At 69.2% G+C, this 17,478-nt stretch carries 13 protein-coding genes and 2 pseudogenes; 7 read left to right on the top strand and 8 right to left on the bottom strand.

Translation table 11 applies throughout. The features are described from left to right. The coding region (locus tag A5787_RS28525; RefSeq protein ID WP_369829146.1) for a cytochrome P450 at positions 1–87 on the bottom strand (87 nt) is incomplete at its 3' end. A 28-nt stretch (positions 88–115) separates the two neighbouring features. Here A5787_RS28525 and A5787_RS28530 point away from each other — a divergent pair. Then, a pseudogene (locus A5787_RS28530) lies at positions 116–214 on the top strand (hypothetical protein); the annotation flags it as partial. A gap of 26 nt (positions 215–240) precedes the next feature. Here A5787_RS28530 and A5787_RS19335 read toward each other — a convergent pair. Continuing rightward, positions 241–1,228 (bottom strand): annotated as a pseudogene (locus A5787_RS19335) (cytochrome P450); the annotation flags it as partial. 111 nt (positions 1,229–1,339) lie between these two features. Next, the gene (locus A5787_RS19340; protein WP_066969906.1) at positions 1,340–2,053 is read right to left on the bottom strand and encodes a hypothetical protein; all 714 of its coding nucleotides are present in this window, start codon (positions 2,051–2,053) and stop codon (positions 1,340–1,342) included. A gap of 605 nt (positions 2,054–2,658) precedes the next feature. Here A5787_RS19340 and A5787_RS19345 point away from each other — a divergent pair. The 3 genes from A5787_RS19345 to A5787_RS19355 are packed head-to-tail and all read left to right on the top strand — an operon-like array spanning position 2,659 to position 4,520. Continuing rightward, positions 2,659–3,093 (top strand): DUF6653 family protein, encoded by a 435-nt coding sequence (locus A5787_RS19345; RefSeq protein ID WP_369829145.1) that lies wholly within the window; start codon positions 2,659–2,661, stop codon positions 3,091–3,093. A gap of 4 nt (positions 3,094–3,097) precedes the next feature. After that, positions 3,098–3,331, top strand: coding sequence for a hypothetical protein (locus tag A5787_RS19350; protein WP_066969908.1), 234 nt, complete (start codon positions 3,098–3,100; stop codon positions 3,329–3,331). A 1-nt stretch (position 3,332) separates the two neighbouring features. Then, the gene (locus A5787_RS19355; protein ID WP_066969910.1) at positions 3,333–4,520 is read left to right on the top strand and encodes a winged helix DNA-binding domain-containing protein; all 1,188 of its coding nucleotides are present in this window, start codon (positions 3,333–3,335) and stop codon (positions 4,518–4,520) included. 213 nt (positions 4,521–4,733) lie between these two features. On the opposite strand, the gene uvrA is transcribed toward A5787_RS19355, so the two are convergent. Beyond that, positions 4,734–7,637: an excinuclease ABC subunit UvrA gene (gene uvrA / locus A5787_RS19360; RefSeq protein WP_066969912.1), complete on the bottom strand. Its 2,904-nt coding sequence runs from the start codon at positions 7,635–7,637 to the stop codon at positions 4,734–4,736. Positions 7,638–7,758: 121 nt separating this feature from the next. On the opposite strand from uvrA, the gene A5787_RS19365 reads away from it, so the two are divergent. Continuing rightward, entirely contained in the window at positions 7,759–8,445 is a 687-nt protein-coding gene (locus tag A5787_RS19365; RefSeq protein ID WP_066969914.1) for an MBL fold metallo-hydrolase, read from the top strand. A gap of 7 nt (positions 8,446–8,452) precedes the next feature. On the opposite strand, the gene A5787_RS19370 is transcribed toward A5787_RS19365, so the two are convergent. Continuing rightward, positions 8,453–8,896: a universal stress protein gene (locus tag A5787_RS19370; protein WP_066969916.1), complete on the bottom strand. Its 444-nt coding sequence runs from the start codon at positions 8,894–8,896 to the stop codon at positions 8,453–8,455. A 294-nt stretch (positions 8,897–9,190) separates the two neighbouring features. Between A5787_RS19370 and A5787_RS19375 the strand changes: the two genes are divergently transcribed. After that, positions 9,191–10,774 carry a hypothetical protein gene (locus A5787_RS19375; RefSeq protein WP_066969922.1) on the top strand — a complete coding sequence of 528 codons (1,584 nt, stop codon included), beginning with the start codon at positions 9,191–9,193 and terminating at the stop codon, positions 10,772–10,774. Positions 10,775–10,792: 18 nt separating this feature from the next. On the opposite strand, the gene A5787_RS19380 is transcribed toward A5787_RS19375, so the two are convergent. From A5787_RS19380 to A5787_RS19390, 3 genes are all read right to left on the bottom strand, one after another. After that, positions 10,793–12,190 (bottom strand): MFS transporter, encoded by a 1,398-nt coding sequence (locus A5787_RS19380; RefSeq protein ID WP_066969918.1) that lies wholly within the window; start codon positions 12,188–12,190, stop codon positions 10,793–10,795. After that, positions 12,187–14,346 carry an excinuclease ABC subunit UvrB gene (gene uvrB / locus A5787_RS19385; RefSeq protein WP_066969924.1) on the bottom strand — a complete coding sequence of 720 codons (2,160 nt, stop codon included), beginning with the start codon at positions 14,344–14,346 and terminating at the stop codon, positions 12,187–12,189. The genes A5787_RS19380 and uvrB overlap by 4 nt, the downstream gene beginning before the upstream one ends. A gap of 383 nt (positions 14,347–14,729) precedes the next feature. Next, positions 14,730–16,793 carry a serine/threonine-protein kinase gene (locus A5787_RS19390; protein WP_066969920.1) on the bottom strand — a complete coding sequence of 688 codons (2,064 nt, stop codon included), beginning with the start codon at positions 16,791–16,793 and terminating at the stop codon, positions 14,730–14,732. A gap of 168 nt (positions 16,794–16,961) precedes the next feature. On the opposite strand from A5787_RS19390, the gene A5787_RS19395 reads away from it, so the two are divergent. Beyond that, the coding region (locus A5787_RS19395) for an FHA domain-containing protein (RefSeq protein ID WP_156764029.1) at positions 16,962–17,478 on the top strand (517 nt) is incomplete at its 3' end.

The raw sequence follows: 17,478 nt of genomic DNA on the forward strand, positions 1-17,478 counted from the left end.
CTCCAGCATCGCGAAGTGATCTCCGATGCAGGAGCGCGGCCCGCCGCCGAACGGAACGTATTGCCAACGGGCGCGGCTTGATTTCACGGTCCGGGTCCTGCAGGAGGCGCTGAGGTTGTGCCCGCCGGGGCCGACCGGAACCCGGATGGCGACGCGCGATGTCGAAGTCGCCGGCTACCGCGTCAAGGCCGGCACCATGCTGGCGTTCGGAAGGATGGCGGTCCAGACCGATCCGACCCTGTGGGACGATCCGCTGCGCTTCGACCCGGACCGTGAAATCAAGCCGCGCGACGTCGTCGGGGGTGAGCTGGCGGTCGCCGAGCTCGGCGACTTCGGCCGCCACCCGCTCCTGCACGTCGGGATGGCGCCCCAGCGCCCACAGCGCGTACGTCATAGTCGTCGCCGTCGTGTCGTGGCCGGCGAACAAGAAGATGATCATCTCGTCGCGGATCTCGGTGTCGGTCAACGACTCGCCGGTTTCCGGGTCGGTGGCCGCGATGAGCGCGTGGACCAGCGGCGCCTCCCTGTCGGCGTCGGCACGACACGCTTGCAGGATCTCGTCGGCAAGCTCGCGAATCGCACGAGCCGCCGCCCGGGCCCGCCGCCGCGCCGGTGTGGGCATCCACTCCGGCGCGCGCAGCGGCCGCAGGGCTCGCCGTACCGCGTAACTCGTGGCCACCCGCAGCGGCTCGGCGATCGCGTCGGATCGCTCATCGAGGTCCAAACCCAGCACCGAGCGACCCAGCGCCCGCAATGTCAACGTGCGGCACTGCGCATCGAGATCGATCTCGGTGCCGTCCCCCCACGTGGCACACACTGTTTCGGCGGCCTCGGCCATGTGCCCGCCGAACTGGCGGACCCGCTGGCGGGTGAACACCGGCTGCAGTGTTCGTCGGCGTGGCAACCACTCGGTGTGGGGCAGGACGAACAGGTTGCCGCCCAGCAGCCGGCGCAGCTCGGTGGCCACCGTGCTCGTCTTGTCGACGGAACCGTCTCGCACGCTGACGATGTCGCGGATCCCCTGCGGAGAGGTCGCCAACACGATCGGCGGAATCAGCCGGCGGGGTCCCAACGTGACCCGGGTGACGGGTCCGCCGGCGTCGCGAAGCTTGTTCGTGCCGGTGTGGAATTCCCTGATCGCCTTCAACCGTTCGCGGTACGAAAGCGGGTTTTTCGGGGCCAAGGGCAACGCCGTGACGTCGCGCACAGGCCGCTCGGTGGTGGACACCCCTCGACCCTAGACCGTCGGGAGCATCGGCCAAGTGCTCACCGGTGCGCTCGCGCTAGTCGAATTCCGCTCAATGCCAGCCCAATAGGCGTGCCGAGCGCACGTCGTTCGTTAAGCCGAAGCACGAAGGATGACCGCGTCCTCGGCGCACATCAGCTTGTATTGATCGGGTTCGGCATGCGTGGCAATGGTCCGGCGATCCCACCACATGACTTTGGTTCGGTAGTTCTCATTGGGATAGGCGGCCGCCGGTATCCGCGAGGCCACCACGCCCCCGGATGATTGCCACTGGTCCAGGACATGGGCCGCCGCGGTGGCCATGACGAACTGGGCACCCATCAGCGTCATCGTCGGTAGCGCGGTGCGGGCCAACACCCTGGAGAGCGCGCGGCTGCCGTACTCCTGGGAATTGGCCCAGGCGCTTTTGACCTCGACGACACCGAACGGGATGCGGTTGGCGATCATGTAGCGCAGCACCGCAGCGCCGGGGTTGCCGTCCCACTCGTCGAGCGCGTGCGAGTCCTCGGGCGCCCGCAGCGGCCCCACGACGCGGGTGCCTCCGACGACCCGGCCTTCCGGATCGATCGCAGCGAAGAACAGCGCCGTGTCGGCGCCGTCCCGAACCGCGTCGACGTCGAGCACCGATTCCAGTCCGTGCCGCCGATAGCTCTGAAACGCGCCGTCCAGGTATTGCTCCCATAGCTCAGGCTGCGCTTGCGGCGTCGACGCGGTGACCCGGCATCCCGTCGCGTCGTCGCGCCATCCCCAACTGCCCTCCAGCCAAGGGCCATCGGTCGCCCTACGTGCCAGCTGAGCCGCTTCCATAGTTGTCCCTTCATTCCCGATCTGCGCTGCTCGGATCATTAGTGCGAACGCTCTTGAAGTATTTCGTTATCTCGGCGCAATAAATTACCGCTCCAATTGCGCGATGGATCCCCGCTTGTGGTGACGACACCGCCGCTTTAGCCGAGATCATTGTCCACATTCCTGAACTGCTGTGAACGAAAATTTGCTTGTAACGGTACAGCGGTCTTCCCCGCGCCGCGGACCAGGTGATCGCCGCGGGGGCTGCATTTCGGTTAACCACGTGTGTACGCGTCCGCGTGGCTGGGTACGAACGGGACAATTAGGCCTGTTCGAGGCCCCTAGACCCCTTCTCACTTAGATGATTTAACCGGACGAGGCCAGCTGCTTCTAGTTCCAATTTCTCCGGGCGGCGGCCGGCGGGTGCGGCGAAGTTAGCTGGTTTGTCACCGTGCGCATCGACTCCGGCGACCACAAATCCGCGAAGTTGTCAGCGGCGGCCCCGGAAGACAACGAATTTCGGCCAGTGCAATTTCGAAGAGGCGTTTAGGCCACCACCCCAATCGATTGTCCGGCAGGCGCCGGAAACTTCGCCAAACCCCGGGCCCGCGCGCACACTCGAAGCCGTGACCCCACCCTCGCCCGCCGCCCGCCTCAGGCGCGCGATCTTCGCGCGGCACTGCAATCCGTGGAGCGCCTGGACGCGCTGGGCGAGCACGCCGCTGATCCTGGTGCCCGTGTGGACGCGGCGCCGGAGCCATGCGGCGTTGCTCGCGCTGTGGTTCGCGGCCAACCCGTTTGTCTTCGGCAGGCCGGCGCACCAACGCGCCTGGTCAACCAGGGCGATGCTGGGCGAGGAACTGTGGATCAGCCGTCGATCTCGGGACGCGGCCATGCTCGTCAGCGCGATGACATCCGCATGCGCGCTGACCGGCCGTCGTCGCCGCCTGGCGTCATCGCCGCATGCCGGCTGCGATCGCGATCGCGGTGCAGATGTGCCTCACCCTGGTGTATTGGCAGCAAATGGTGCGCTATTTCGATCGCCGGGCGCAGTAGCGTGACGGCATGCCCGACGAACCAACGACTCCCGACCCCGGGTACGACGCTGCCGGCGTGCCGACCTTCGAATCCGTCAGGGAGAAAATCGAATCCCGCTACGCGACCGCGCAGGGTGCGGCCGAGGTCGACGCCGACACGACGGAGGGCCGCTCGGTCGACGAGCAGTACGAGGAGCGCGAGCGCGCGGCCGAGGATCGGTTGAGGCAGATCCGCGAGTCGATGCGCTCCGACGAGCGTTGAGGTGCGCAGCTTCACCATCGACGAGCGGCGTAACCGCCTGGCGCGCAGGCATTTCCTTTCCCCGGGCGACCCACCGCCGCTGACGCGGGTGATCGCCGGGCTGGTGGGGCTGCATGCGACCGATCCCGCGACCCCGTACCTGTCGCTGTGGGCGCGCTCCCCCGGCTTCCTGACCGACGACCTCGAGCTGCAGCTGTACGGGCAACGCGCCGCGGTCAGGCAGCTGGCGATGCGACGGACGCTGTGGCTGGTCAGCAGCGACGACCTGCCCATGATTCAGTCGGCTTCCAGCGCGCGGGTCGCCGAGAACGAACGGCGCCGGCTGGCCGCCGATGTGCGCAAGGCCGGTGTGGCCGCCGACGGCGAGCGCTGGCTCGACCGCGCCTGTTCCGCGGTATTGCGCCATCTCAGTCAAAGCGGGCCGGCCAGCAGCACCGAACTGCGGGCCGCGCTGCCCGAGCTGGTCGGGAGCTACGACCCGGCGCCCGGAAAGCGCTGGGGCGGCCAGGTTCCGCTCGCCCCGCGGGTGCTGACGGTGCTCTCGGCGCGGGGCGAGATCGTGCGCGGGCCGAATGACGGGGCTTGGACCACGTCGCGGCCGCGCTGGGCCAGGACCGGAGACTGGCTCGGCGCGCCCGTGCAGGCCCCACCCCTCCACGCCGCACAGGCCGACCTGACCCGCCGTTGGCTGGCGGCTTTCGGGCCCGCGACCGTCGCCGACATCAAGTGGTGGCTGGGCACCACGCTGACCGCGGCCCGCAAGGCCCTGAGTGATATCGGGGCGGTGGAAGTCGACCTGCAGGGCGGCGCCGGCGGCACCGGCTGGGCGTTGCCCGACGACCTGGATCCCGAGCCCGAGGTGCCCCCGTGGTGCGCCCTGCTGCCCGGGCTGGACGCCACCACGATGGGCTGGCTTCACCGCGAGTGGTATCTCGGGGACCACCGCGACCTGGTGTTCGACCGCAATGGCAACGCGGGGCCCACCGCGTGGTGGAACGGACGCGTGGTGGGCGGCTGGTATCAGGACGACGGCGCCCGCGTCAGGCTTCAGCTCCTCGAGGATCCCGGTCGCGACGGACGGCGCGCCCTGCAGCGCCGTGCCGACGAGCTCACCTCGTGGCTGGGCGGCGTGCGCATCAGCCCCCGCTTCCCGTCACCGCTGTCGAAAACCGGTGCCGCCGCGGGCTGATCGCGCCGCGCTGATCGCTTCAGCCATCGAGCCTGCGGTCAGCGCGCGGAATTCGCGAAATCAAGGCGCTGAGCGCAGTCTCGACGCGTTTACCGCAGACTCGACGCGCCCCAGGGCCATCGACCCGCCGGCGCGAGCCGCGAAACATAAACCGTCGCAACGTTTTTCGGCGTGTCGTGTGCGACGTTTATGTGTCGTGGCGGGCGGATCGGCTCAGGCGCTGGCTTTGCGACGGCGGGTCGCCCGCCGCGGCGGGGCGGGGGCGCCGACGACGTCGGCGAGGAACTTGCCGGTGTAGCTTTCGGGCACCGCGGCGATGTCCTCCGGAGTGCCTTCGGCGACAACGGTTCCGCCCTCGGCGCCACCCTCCGGGCCCATGTCGACGATCCAGTCCGACGTCTTGATGACGTCCAGGTTGTGTTCGATGACGATGACCGTATTGCCTTTGTCGACAAGGCCGTTGATGACCTTGAGCAGCTTGCGGATGTCGTCGAAATGCAGCCCGGTGGTGGGCTCGTCGAGAATGTAGATGGTGCGCCCGGTCGAGCGCTTCTGCAGTTCGGCGGCCAGCTTGACGCGCTGCGCCTCACCACCGGACAGCGTCGGGGCGGGCTGGCCGAGCCGGACGTAGCCCAGCCCGACGTCGACGAGCGTGCGCAGGTAGCGGTGAATGCCGGTGATCGGCTCGAAAAACTCCGCCGCCTCCTCGATCGACATGTCCAGCACCTCGGAGATGGTCTTGCCCTTGTAGTGCACCTCCAGGGTTTCCCGGTTGTACCGGGCGCCGTGGCAGACCTCGCACGGCACGTACACGTCGGGCAGGAAGTTCATCTCGATCTTGATGGTGCCGTCGCCCGTGCACGCCTCGCAGCGACCGCCCTTGACGTTGAACGAGAACCGACCCGGTTGGTAGCCACGGACTTTGGCCTCGGTGGTGGCCGCGAACAGAGTGCGGATCTTGTCGAACACGCCGGTGTAGGTGGCCGGATTCGACCGCGGCGTGCGACCGATCGGCGACTGGTCGACCCGCACCAGCTTGTCCAGGTGGTCCAGGCCGGTGACCCGGGTGTGCCGGCCCGGGACCTGCCGGGCGCCGTTGAGCCGGTTGGCCAGCACCGTGGCCAGGATGTCGTTGACCAGCGTCGACTTGCCGGAGCCCGACACGCCCGTCACCGAGGTGAGCACCCCGAGCGGGAACGACACGTCGATGCCGCGCAGGTTGTGCTCGCGGGCGCCGACGACGGTGACCTGCCGGCGCCGGTCGACCGGCCGGCGGATCGCGGGGATCTCGATGCTCTCCTTGCCCGACAGGTAGGCGCCGGTGATCGAGTCCTTGTTGGCCAGCAGGTCGGCGTAGGTTCCGCTGTGCACGATCTCGCCGCCGTGCTCGCCGGCCCGCGGGCCGATGTCCACGATCCAGTCGGCGTGGGCGATGGTGTCCTCGTCGTGCTCGACGACGATCAGCGTGTTGCCCAAATCCCTTAGGCGGGTGAGGGTTTCGATGAGCCGACGGTTGTCGCGCTGGTGCAGGCCGATGGACGGCTCGTCGAGGACGTAGAGCACGCCCACCAGGCCGGACCCGATCTGGGTGGCCAGCCGGATGCGTTGGGCCTCCCCGCCGGACAGCGTGGCCGCCGCGCGCGACAGCGACAGGTAGTCCAGACCGACGTCGAGCAAAAAGCCCAGCCGCGACTGGATTTCCTTGAGCACCTGTCCCGCGATCGCCTGCTCGCGCGTCCCCAGGGTGAGCGCGTTCAGGAACTCCGAGCAGTCCGAGATCGACAGCTCACACACCTCGGCGATGGACTTCTTGCCGCGCCCCCCGGCGGACAGCGAGACCGCCAGGATCTCCGGCTTGAGCCGGGTGCCCTCGCACACCGGGCAGGGCACGTCGCGCATGAAGCCCTCGTACCGCTCCTTCATCTGCTCGGACTCGGTCTGCGCCATCTTGCGCTGCAGGAACGCCAGCACGCCCTCGAAATCGGCGTAGTACGAGCGGGTGCGGCCGTACCGGTTGCGATACCGCACGTGCACCTGGTGATCGGAGCCCTCCAGGATCGCCTTGCGGGCCTTGGCCGGCAGCTTGCGCCACGGCGTGTCGACGTCGAAGCCCAGCTCCTCGCCGAGCCCGGCCATCATGCGGGTGAAGTACTCCGCGGTGTGGCCCGTCGACCACGGCGCCACCGCGCCCTCGGCCAGCGTGCGCTCCGGGTCGGGCACCACCAGGTCGGGGTCGACCTCCTTGCGGATGCCCAGGCCGGTGCATTCGGGGCAGGCGCCGTAGGGCGAGTTGAACGAGAACGACCGCGGCTCCAGGTCGTCGACCGCCAGCGCGTGCCCGTTGGGGCAGGCCAGCTTCTCGGAGAACCGCTGCTCGCGGTTGTGGGCGTCGTGCTCGTGGTCGACGAATTCCAGCACCACGATGCCGTCGGCCAGCTTCAGCGCGGTCTCCACCGAGTCGGTGAGCCGCTGCTTGGCGCTGGCCTTGACGGTGAGGCGGTCGACCACCACCTCGATATCGTGCTTTTCCTGCTTCTTCAGCTTCGGCGGGTCCGTCAGCGAATGCACCACGCCGTCCACCCGCACCCGGCTGTAGCCCTGGGCGTTGAGCTTCTCGAAGAGGTCGGCGAACTCGCCCTTGCGGGTGCGCACCACCGGGGCGAGCACCTGAAAGCGGGTGCCCTCCGGCATCGCCAGCACCTGGTCGACGATTTGCTGGGGCGTCTGCCGTGCGATCCGCTCGCCGCAGACCGGGCAGTGCGGGCTGCCCGCGCGGGCGTACAACAGCCGCAGGTAGTCGTAGACCTCGGTGATGGTCCCGACGGTCGACCGCGGGTTGCGGTTGGTCGACTTCTGGTCGATCGACACCGCCGGGGACAGACCCTCGATGAAGTCGACGTCCGGCTTGTCCATCTGGCCCAGGAACTGGCGGGCGTAGGCCGACAGCGACTCGACGTAGCGGCGCTGGCCCTCGGCGAAGATGGTGTCGAACGCCAGGGACGACTTGCCCGATCCGGACAGCCCGGTGAACACGATCAACGCCTCGCGCGGCAGGTCGAGGTCGACGCCCCGCAGGTTGTGCTCGCGGGCGCCCTTGACGATGAGGCGGTCAGCCACGCTGCCTTCTTTCAGCAACTATCAGCGAATCCTTCACGTGCTGCAGCGGTTATTGCGCACGGCGCATTCCATGCTATGTGCCCGTACCGACAAGCAACGTTCGACCAGTAACGTGGCCGCTATGACTGCCCCGGTTGTGCCCGACGACAACTACACCGGACACGTCGACCCTGGTACCGCGGCCCGCCGGACCCTACCCGGCGCCACGATTCTAAAGGCGTCGGTGGGCCCGATGGACAACAATGCCTATCTGATCACGTGTGCGGAGACCGGGGAGACGCTGCTGATCGACGCCGCCAACGACGCCGACCTCCTGATCGACCTGATCCGGCGCTATGCGCCGAGGCTGTCGCTGATCGTGACCAGCCACCAGCACTTCGATCACTGGCAGGCGCTGGAGGCCGTGGCCGCCGCCACCGGCGCTCCGACCGCCGCCAACGAGATCGATGCCGAACCGCTGCCGGTCAAACCCGCGCGTTTGCTCGCGGGCGGCGACACCCTGCACATCGGCAAGCTGCGGTTCGACGTCATCCACCTGCGTGGGCACACGCCGGGATCGGTCGCGCTGGCCCTCGACGGGCCGGCGACCGGCGGGGTCACGCAGTTGTTCACCGGCGACTGCCTGTTCCCCGGCGGGGTCGGCAAGACGTGGCAGGCGGGGGATTTCGCCCAGCTGCTCGACGACGTCACCGCCCGGGTGTTCGACGTGTACGACGACTCCACCGTCATCTACCCCGGCCATGGCGACGACACCGTGCTCGGCGAAGAGCGCCCCCACCTGGGCGAATGGCGCGAGCGGGGCTGGTAGGCGCGGCTTAGTTCGTGGTGTGCACGATCAGCACGTCGACCTTGGCGCGACGTGAGACGTTGGCCGGCACCGAGCCGAGCAGCCGGCCGGCGATCGTGCTCAGGCCGACGTTGCCGACGACCAGCAGGTCGGCCTTTTCGTCCTCGGCCAGCTTGACCAGCGCGTCGACCGGGGCGCCGACGATCGACCGCTCCTCCACGTTCTTGGCTCCCGCTTTGTGCGCGCGCTCCTTGGCGTCCTGCAGGATCGCGTAAATCGGGGCGGTGCCCGACACCTTGTAGCTTTCGTCCCGAAGAGCGTCGGCGGCCCGGGTGTCCTCATGCTGCGGCAGGTACGCCGACGCAATGATCAGCTTGGCGTCGTCTCCGGCAATCTGCGCTGCCTTGTCCACCGCACGAAACGATGAATCCGAGCCGTCCGTCCCGACCACCACGGTCCGATAGGCACTCATTTACCCTCCCAGTTTCGGTTGGTCCGCCAACCCAAGACAGTATCGTGTTTGCCGGAAAAAGAGGGATCTGATTAGTGGGTCAGCGCGGCGTGGCGCGACCGTCAATTGCGGGGCCACGCTGCGCCAACGAACAGTTTGCCCGGAGCCGAAACCGCCCATTGACCACGGCAAAGCGGAAAGCCTTGCATTCCCGACCTTTTCGCGGGACGCGGCCCGCAACGTCAATGCGCCGTTGCGGCACCGCGGACTGATGGTGAGCCGGTTCATGCGGCGCGCCCTACAGTGACAAGCATCATGGCCATGTCCACCGCTGAGCAGCGGGCCTCCGACGCCGCCGGCGCCGCTGACCAGCCCGATCCCGCGCGCCGGCGCGGCAGGTGGCTCGATCCGTGGGCCATTGCGGCGTTCGCCGCCGTCGTCAGCGCCGCCTGGGCCTGTAGGCCGTCGTTGTGGTTCGACGAGGGCGCCACGGTTTCGGGTTCGGCCAGCCGGACCCTGCCCGAGCTGTGGAAGCTGCTGGGCCACATCGACGCCGTTCACGGGCTGTATTACCTGCTCATGCACGGTTGGTTCGCGATATTTCCGCCGACCGAATTCTGGTCGCGGGTGCCCAGCGCCCTGGCGGTCGGGGCCGCCGCCGCCGGCGTCACGGTGTTCACGAAGCAGTTCGTCCGCGGGCGGGCCACCGCCGTGTGCGCGGGCGCCGTCTTCGCGATGCTGCCGCGCACCACGTGGGCGGGCATGGAAGCGCGCTCGTATGCCTTCGCGGCCGCCGCAGCCATCTGGCTGACGGTGTTGCTGGTCACCGCCGTCCGGCGCAACAGGGCGCGCCCGTGGGTCTGCTACGCGGCGGCGCTGGCGCTCTCGATCGTGCTGAGCCTCAACCTGATCCTGTTGGTGCCGGTGTACGCCGCGGTGCTGCCGGTGCTGGCGCCGAGAGGATCCCGCAAGTCTGCGGTCATCCGGTGGGCCGTCAGCTCGGCCGTCGCGGTCGGCGCGGTGACGCCGTTCATCGTGTTCGCCCACGGCCAGGTCTACCAGGTCAACTGGCTCTTTCCCGTCAGCTGGCACTACGCGTTCGACATCATCCTGCGGCAGTACTTCGACCACAGCGTTCCGTTCGCCATTCTCACGGGCGTCCTCATCGTCGCGGCGGTGGCGGCCCGGCTCAGGGGCGCGCGCGGTCCGGCGGGCAACACCCGCGGCCTGTTGACCATTTGCCTGGTCTGGATCGTCCTGCCCACCGCCCTCGTCGTCATCTACTCGGCGGCCATCGAACCGATCTACTTTCCGCGGTACCTGATCCTCACCGCGCCCGCGGCGGCGGTCGTCATGGCCGTCTGCATCGTGACCATCGCGCGCAAACCGTGGTCGATTGCGGCCGTGGTGCTGCTGTTCGCCGCGGCCGCGCTGCCTAATTACCTGTTCGTCCAGCGCTGGCCGTACGCCAAGGAGGGCTGGGATTACAGCCAGGTGGCCGACCTGGTCAGCTCCCACGCGTCGCCCGGGGACTGCGTGATGGTGGACAACACCGTGCCCTGGCGGCCGGGGCCGATCCGCGCCCTGCTGGCCACCCGGCCCGCCGCCTTCAAGTCGTTGGTCGATGTCGAACGCGGCGCCTACGGCCCCAAGGTCGGCTGGCTGTGGGACGGCCACGTCGCGGTGTGGCTGACGACGGCCAAGATCAACAAGTGCACGACCATCTGGACCATCACCAATCGGGACACGTCGCTGCCCGATCACCAGGCCGGACCAGCACTGCCGCCGGGGACCGCCTTCGGGCGCGCCCCCGCGTATCGATTCCCCAGCTACCTCGGGTTCCGCATCGTGGAGCGTTGGCAATTCCACTACTCGCAGGTCGTCAAGTCGACGCGATGACGACGAAGCAGACCTGGTTCAGCGGTCGCCGCGGGTGGCGCGATAGGAAGCCACCACGCCGGCCGCGGTCAGCGCGGTGAAGACGGCGAACAACCAGCGGGCAGCCATTGCCTCGCCGCCGTGGGTCGCGTTGACGACGACGCCGGCCACTCCGGCCCCGAACGCCCCGGAGACGAGCTGCACCGTGTTGATCGCCGCGGCCGCCGCGACGCCCTCGGTCGGGTCGTCGACGGAATCCATGGCGCGTACGGACAAATGGGGCCAGGCCATGCCGATCCCGATTCCGGCCACCAGCAGCGCGACGGTCCAGGCCGCGACGATCCCGGCCGACGCGTTGTCGCGCTGGGTGAGCGCGCCCAGCGCCAGGCCCGACGCCACCACCACCGGTGCGATCGCGATCACCCGACCGATCGCCCGCGGGCTCTCCAGCGACGCGCTGACGATCTCGGAGACCGTCCAGCCGACCGCGAGCGCCGCACCCAGGAATCCGGCCGCCACCGGCGTCAGATGCGCCAGCCGCTGACCGAACAGTGGCACGTACGTGTCCACCATCGCGCCGACCATCAGCAGGCCCATCGTGACGTAGATCCACTTCAGCGGCCCGGGCCCGAAGACGCTGCGCGGCAACACCGCGGCACGTGCCCGACGGTCGACGACCGCGAACAATCCGGCCAGCACAACGCTGGCGGCGAGCAGCGCGGCGGTCGCGACGATGTTGTGCGGGATCTGGGCGACGCTGACCGCCAGGGCCGCCGCGCCGATCATCAGCAGCGACCACACCGGCACCCGCAGCACCGGTGTCTCGGCGGCCGCGCCGGCCCGGCCCGCGGGCAGCGCGACCGGAACCAGCACGGCCATGAGCGCCGTCAGGATCGCCATCGCGACGAACGCCCACCGCCACAACCCGAACTGCGCGAACAGGCCGCCGGTCGCGGGGCCGACCACCGTCGCGACCCCCCACATCGCCGACACCAGCGCGGAGGCCCGGGTCCACAGCGTGCGCGGCAGCGCCGCGTTGATGACCGCATAGCCGAGGCCGGCCAGCAGCCCGCCGGCCACGCCCTGCAGGGCGCGCGCCCCGATCAGCGCCTCCATGCTGGGCGCCGCCCCGCAGGCCAGGCTGGAGACACCGAACACGGCCAGGCCCATCAGGTACGACGGGCGCGCCCCGATGCGCACCAGCATCGGGTTGACCATCGTCGCCGCCACCACCGACCCGACCAGGTACAGGGTGGTCACCCAGGCGTAGAGGCGGCTGCCGCCGATTTCGGCGACGGTGTTCGGGAGCAGGCTGATGGTCAGGAACTCGTTGGTGGCGTACAGCGCGACGCCACCGGCCAGCACGACGGACGTGCCCAGGTACTTGGCGCCCAGCAGCTCGCGCCAGCTGCCGGCGATGTTGGCGGTGTGCGTCACTTCAGGCCGGCGGCGTCCATCCCGCGCAGTTCCTTTTTGAGGTCGGCGATCTCGTCGCGGAACCGCGCCGCGAGCTCGAACTGCAGGTCACGGGCGGCGGCCATCATCTGCGCGGTGAGGTCCTTGATCAGGTCCGCCAGTTCGGCGCGGGGCATGTTCGACGTATCGCGGCCCTCGAACACACCGGCACTGACCGCGCGGCCGGGCGCGCCCTGCGCACGCCGGCCGCGGGACGCGTTGCGGCCCGACCCGCCGATCTCCACCGCTTCCGTGTCGTCGGCCTCCCGGTAGACCTGGTCGAGGATGTCGGCGATCTTCTTGCGCAGCGGCTGCGGGTCGATGCCGTTGGCCTCGTTGTAGGCGACCTGCTTGGCGCGGCGCCGTTCGGTCTCGTCGATGGCCTCCTTCATCGAGTCCGTCATCTTGTCGGCGTACATGTGCACCTCGCCGGACACGTTGCGCGCGGCGCGGCCGATGGTCTGGATCAGGCTGCGCGTCGACCGCAGGAAGCCCTCCTTGTCGGCGTCGAGGATCGCCACCAGCGACACCTCCGGCAGGTCCAGGCCCTCGCGCAGCAGGTTGATGCCGACCAGTACGTCGTATTCGCCCAGCCGCAGCTGGCGCAGCAGCTCCACCCGGCGCAGCGTGTCCACCTCGGAGTGCAGGTAGCGCACCCGGATGCCCATCTCCAACAGGTAGTCGGTGAGGTCCTCGGCCATCTTCTTGGTCAGCGTCGTCACCAGCACCCGCTGGTCGGCGTCGGCGCGCTTGCGGATCTCGCCGATCAGGTCGTCGATCTGGCCCTTGGTGGGCTTGACCACCACCTTCGGGTCCACCAGCCCCGTGGGCCTAATCACCTGTTCGACGAACTCGCCGCCGGACTGGCTGAGCTCGTACGGGCCGGGCGTCGCCGACAGGTACACCGTCTGACCGATGCGGTCGGCGAACTCCTCCCAGGTCAGGGGGCGGTTGTCGACGGCCGACGGCAACCGGAAACCGTAGTCGACCAGGTTGCGCTTGCGCGACATGTCGCCCTCGTACATGCCGCCGATCTGCGGCACCGTGACGTGCGACTCGTCGATGACCATCAGGAAGTCCTCCGGGAAATAGTCGAGCAGCGTCGCCGGCGGCGATCCCGGCCCGCGGCCGTCGATGTGCCGGGAGTAGTTCTCGATGCCCGAGCAGAACCCGACCTGGCGCATCATCTCGATGTCATAGTTGGTGCGCATCCGCAGCCGCTGGGCCTCCAAAAGCTTGCCCTGGCTTTCGAATTCGGCCAGCCGCTCGGCGAGCTCCTCCTCGATGGTGGAGATGGCGTGCGCCATCCGCTCCGGGCCGGCCACATAGTGGGTGGCGGGGAAGATCCGCAGGGAGTCGACCTGGCGGACCACCTCGCCGGTCAGCGGGTGCAGGTAGTACAGCGCCTCGACCTCGTCGCCGAAGAACTCGATGCGGACCGCGAGCTCCTCGTAGGACGGGATGATCTCCACGGTGTCGCCGCGCACCCGGAACGAGCCGCGGGTGAAGGACAGGTCGTTGCGGGTGTACTGGACGTCGACCAGCAGCCGCAACAAGCCGTCCCGCGGCACCTCGCCCCCGACCCGCACCTCGACGGAGCGGTCCAGGTACGACTGCGGGGTGCCCAGGCCGTAGATGCACGACACCGACGCCACCACCACCACATCGCGGCGCGACAGCAGCGACGACGTCGCGGAGTGCCGCAGCCGCTCCACGTCGTCGTTGATCGAGCTGTCCTTCTCGATATAGGTGTCGGTCTGCGCGATGTAGGCCTCCGGCTGGTAGTAGTCGTAGTACGACACGAAGTACTCGACGGCGTTGTGCGGCAACATCTCTCGCAGCTCGTTGGCCAGCTGGGCGGCCAGCGTCTTGTTCGGCGCCATTACCAGGGTGGGGCGCTGCAGCCGCTCGATCAGCCACGCGGTGGTGGCCGACTTTCCGGTGCCGGTGGCGCCGAGCAGCACCACGTCACGCTCCCCCGCCCGGATCCGGCGCTCCAGCTCCTCGATTGCCGCGGGCTGGTCGCCGGCCGGCGCGTGCGGGCTCACGACCTCGAAGCGGCCGCCGGCGCGCACGACCTCGTCGACCGCGCGGTATTCCGAATGCGCGACTACGGGATGTTCAGTGGCGAAGGCCATGCCCACCAGGGTAGAGGCGGGCACCGACAACGGCCGAAACGATACTCAAGGGGAAGTCGACTACAGCCCAAGTCTAGCGAGACCACGGACCGGAGGGCGTGGCGCTTTCGCACAGGTGACTCGTGGGAGGCAGGCCGTTCGGCCGGCTCCGATCGTCAATCCGATTTCCGCCCGATCGAGATCATTCACCGTGGTTCCATGGGTCAGGGTCCATGACACCGAGCACTGGCGGCTGGTGATGGCCCACGTGCGGGGGCGGCACCAGCGTGGGGCCTTGACGCGCCATCACTCGGTCCGCGAGCGCGCCCAGAATGCCACGCCACGCGGCGTGTCGGCGTACAGACACGCGCGCTCGCCGGCCTGGACCGGCGCGACCAAAGGCGCTATGCCGACGGGCGCGTCCAGGTTCGCGTCACCGGATCGCACTGCAGCAGGTGGCCGTCGTTGGAGGTGGTCATCGCGAACACCGAGGTGCTGGGCCGGTCGCAGGAACTACCGGAGGCGTGCACGCCCATCGTGATGGGTGCCTTGGACCACGTGTTGCCCTCGCAGACGACCTGCTCGTTGTTGGTGGGGTCGTAGCCGAGCTTGTCGACGTCGCTGCACGCCCCGCCGAGGACGGCCGGGGCCGGGTGCGGCGGTGCGGTCGAGGCGCTGATCACCTGAGTGGGATCGGCCACCGGCACGTTCGGCGGCGCGTCACCGACCCGGGTTGCGATGACGGGCACGCGCACCACAGCGCCCTGCGCACCGCACTCATTGGACAGGGCCGTCTGGGTCACCGTGCCGCGCAGCGTGCCGTCGGCCTGCGGCGCCAACGACCCCGCGACGGTTTCCTGCTGCGTGGCCCGCACTTGCCCGTTGGGCTGGGTGCAGCCCGCCCGCTCCTGCTGAAACCCGCCCTGCCAATAGCCGCCGACGAAGCGCAGCGCGTAGGTGTGACCGCCATCGGTGGTGCTGGCCACCTGGTGGTTGACGTCGTCGAGTTGGGTCCCGGTCGCCGCGCATCCGTCGGTGGTGCACACCGAGCGGAACACCCACCAACTGGCGGCCGGGCCGTCGTGCCGGATCGGAATGCCGTTGGTGGTCTGCTTGCTGCGGTCGTACGTCAACTGGTAGGTGCCGTTGAGCGTCGGCCCCCCGGGCCGGGCGGCCGCGGCGCCCGGCGCCGGCACGGACGGTTTCGACGCGAGGGCCGGGACATTGGCCGGGGGGCTGTCCGGCTGAAACGAGTACAGGGTCGACCAGGTCGCCGCGATCGCGATCAGCACCGCGCAGAGCAACGCCGTCGCCCACCGCGCCCGGGACGAAAACCTGTGGGTCAGCGCCGCCACCGACCCGCGCCGGCGCGGCGGCGCGACCGAAGTGGTGTCGTCACCCGGCTCGGTCCCGGCGTCGGAGACGCCCTCGCCGACGGCGGCGGCGAAGGCGCGGCACCGATCGAACCGTTCCGCGGGCTGCTTGGCGAGGGCCTTGAAGAAGACGTCGTCGAGGTGCGCCAGCTCGGGGCGGTAATCGCTGAGCCGGGGTGGATCCTCGTGCAAGTGCTGACTGATCACCGCGACCGGGTTCGAGTGCTGGAACGGCGGCGCACCGGTGAGCAGATGAAAAGCCGTGGCGGCCAACGCATATTGGTCGGCCCGGCCGTCGATGTTGGATCCCGTCAGCTGTTCGGGCGCGGCATAGGCCACCGTCCCCACCGCGACATTGGTCTCGGTGATACCGCTGATGTTGGCGAGGTGCCGCGCGACGCCGAAGTCCGCCAACAGGATTCGGCGCTCCCCGTACTCGGGGTGGGTGAGCAGGATGTTGGCGGGTTTGACGTCGCGGTGCAGCAGGCCGCGATCGTGGGCGTAGTCGAGCGCGCCGGCGACGGCCTGCACGATCGCGGACACCTCGTCGATCGGCATCCCGTCCTGATAGCGCTCCCTGACCAGGCGGGCGGCGTCGGTGCCCTCGACGTAGTCCATGGAAATCCAGAGCTGGCCGTCGAATTCGCCGCGATCGTGGACGCCGACGATGTGCGGGTGCCACAGCGTGGCCGCCAGGTCGGCCTCCCGGTTGAACCTCTCCCGGAATTCCGGATCCGCGGTGACCGCCTCGGCGAGGACCTTGATCACGTCGCGCCGCGGCAACCGGGGGTGTAAAGCCAGATAGACCTCGGCCATCCCGCCGGCGCCCAGCTGGCGCAGGACCGTGTAACCGGCAAACGGCGCGCCGCTGCTCAGCGCGAGGCGCGACCCGCTGACCTCGGCGGGGGGCGCCGATGCCTGCTCGGCGTTCGGGGTGGAGCTGACGGGCGGAATGCGGCGAAACAGGTGCGCGACGGTCGCCGAGGGTATCGACTCAAAGCCCGCGCGCAGGGCCTCGCGGGCCAGGCGCGGATTGCTCAGTAGCCGTCGCCCGACGTCAATGCGCCGGGTCGTCCCCTTGTGTCCGTCGGTCAATGGTTGTCCCCTCCCGTAACTCCCCTCACGCTGGAATCATGCCGGATCGCGGTGGGCGGCGGGTCTCAGCAGGCTATGAATCAGCTTTGAGTGGCCGAACGGAAATAAAGACAAGTCACAGGCGAGTCCCATGGAGACCACTCGAACCGCGGACCGATACTTGATTATGTGACCCGACCCGCCCCGCCTGTCCTGACAATTCGGCACGACGGGTCTCAACGCTCGTTCGCGGCCGGCCACGAGGTGGTCGTCGGGCGTGACACCAACGCCGACATGCGGATTCCGGATCCGCGGATCTCCCGCGCGCACCTGATCGTGCGGTTCGACCAGGGCCGGTGGCTGGCGATCGACAACGGCTCGCTCAACGGAACCTACGTCAACGGCTACCGGATGCCGGTCATCGACATCCACGACGGCCAGAGCATCAACGTCGGCAACCCGCAGGGACCGCGGCTGACCTTCGCGGTCGGGCCGCAGCAGGGCCAGACCAACCGGCCACCCCAGCCGAGGCAGGCGCGGGACTCCGGGCCGCCCACCCTGGCGTGGTCGGCGCTGCCGGAGCGGACCAACCCGACGGCGCCGCCGCGCGGCCAGACCGGAAGCCAGCCCATGCACCCCGTGCGGGGCGGTCCCCCGCCCGCGCGGCCGCGCCCGATGCCGCACGGGCGGCCGGCCGGGCCGCCCG

The organism is Mycobacterium sp. 852002-50816_SCH5313054-b (assembly GCF_001667185.1).
Lineage (GTDB): Bacteria > Actinomycetota > Actinomycetes > Mycobacteriales > Mycobacteriaceae > Mycobacterium.

Bases quoted from the DNA above. Each gene is read 5' to 3' on its own strand.
- A5787_RS19370 (WP_066969916.1), bottom strand. From the start codon at position 8,896: ATGAGTGCCTATCGGACCGTGGTGGTCGGGACGGACGGCTCGGATTCA.
- A5787_RS19375 (WP_066969922.1), top strand. From the start codon at position 9,191: ATGGCCATGTCCACCGCTGAGCAGCGGGCCTCCGACGCCGCCGGCGCC.
- A5787_RS19365 (WP_066969914.1), top strand. From the start codon at position 7,759: ATGACTGCCCCGGTTGTGCCCGACGACAACTACACCGGACACGTCGAC.
- uvrB (WP_066969924.1), bottom strand. From the start codon at position 14,346: ATGGCCTTCGCCACTGAACATCCCGTAGTCGCGCATTCGGAATACCGC.
- A5787_RS19350 (WP_066969908.1), top strand. From the start codon at position 3,098: ATGCCCGACGAACCAACGACTCCCGACCCCGGGTACGACGCTGCCGGC.
- A5787_RS19340 (WP_066969906.1), bottom strand. From the start codon at position 2,053: ATGGAAGCGGCTCAGCTGGCACGTAGGGCGACCGATGGCCCTTGGCTG.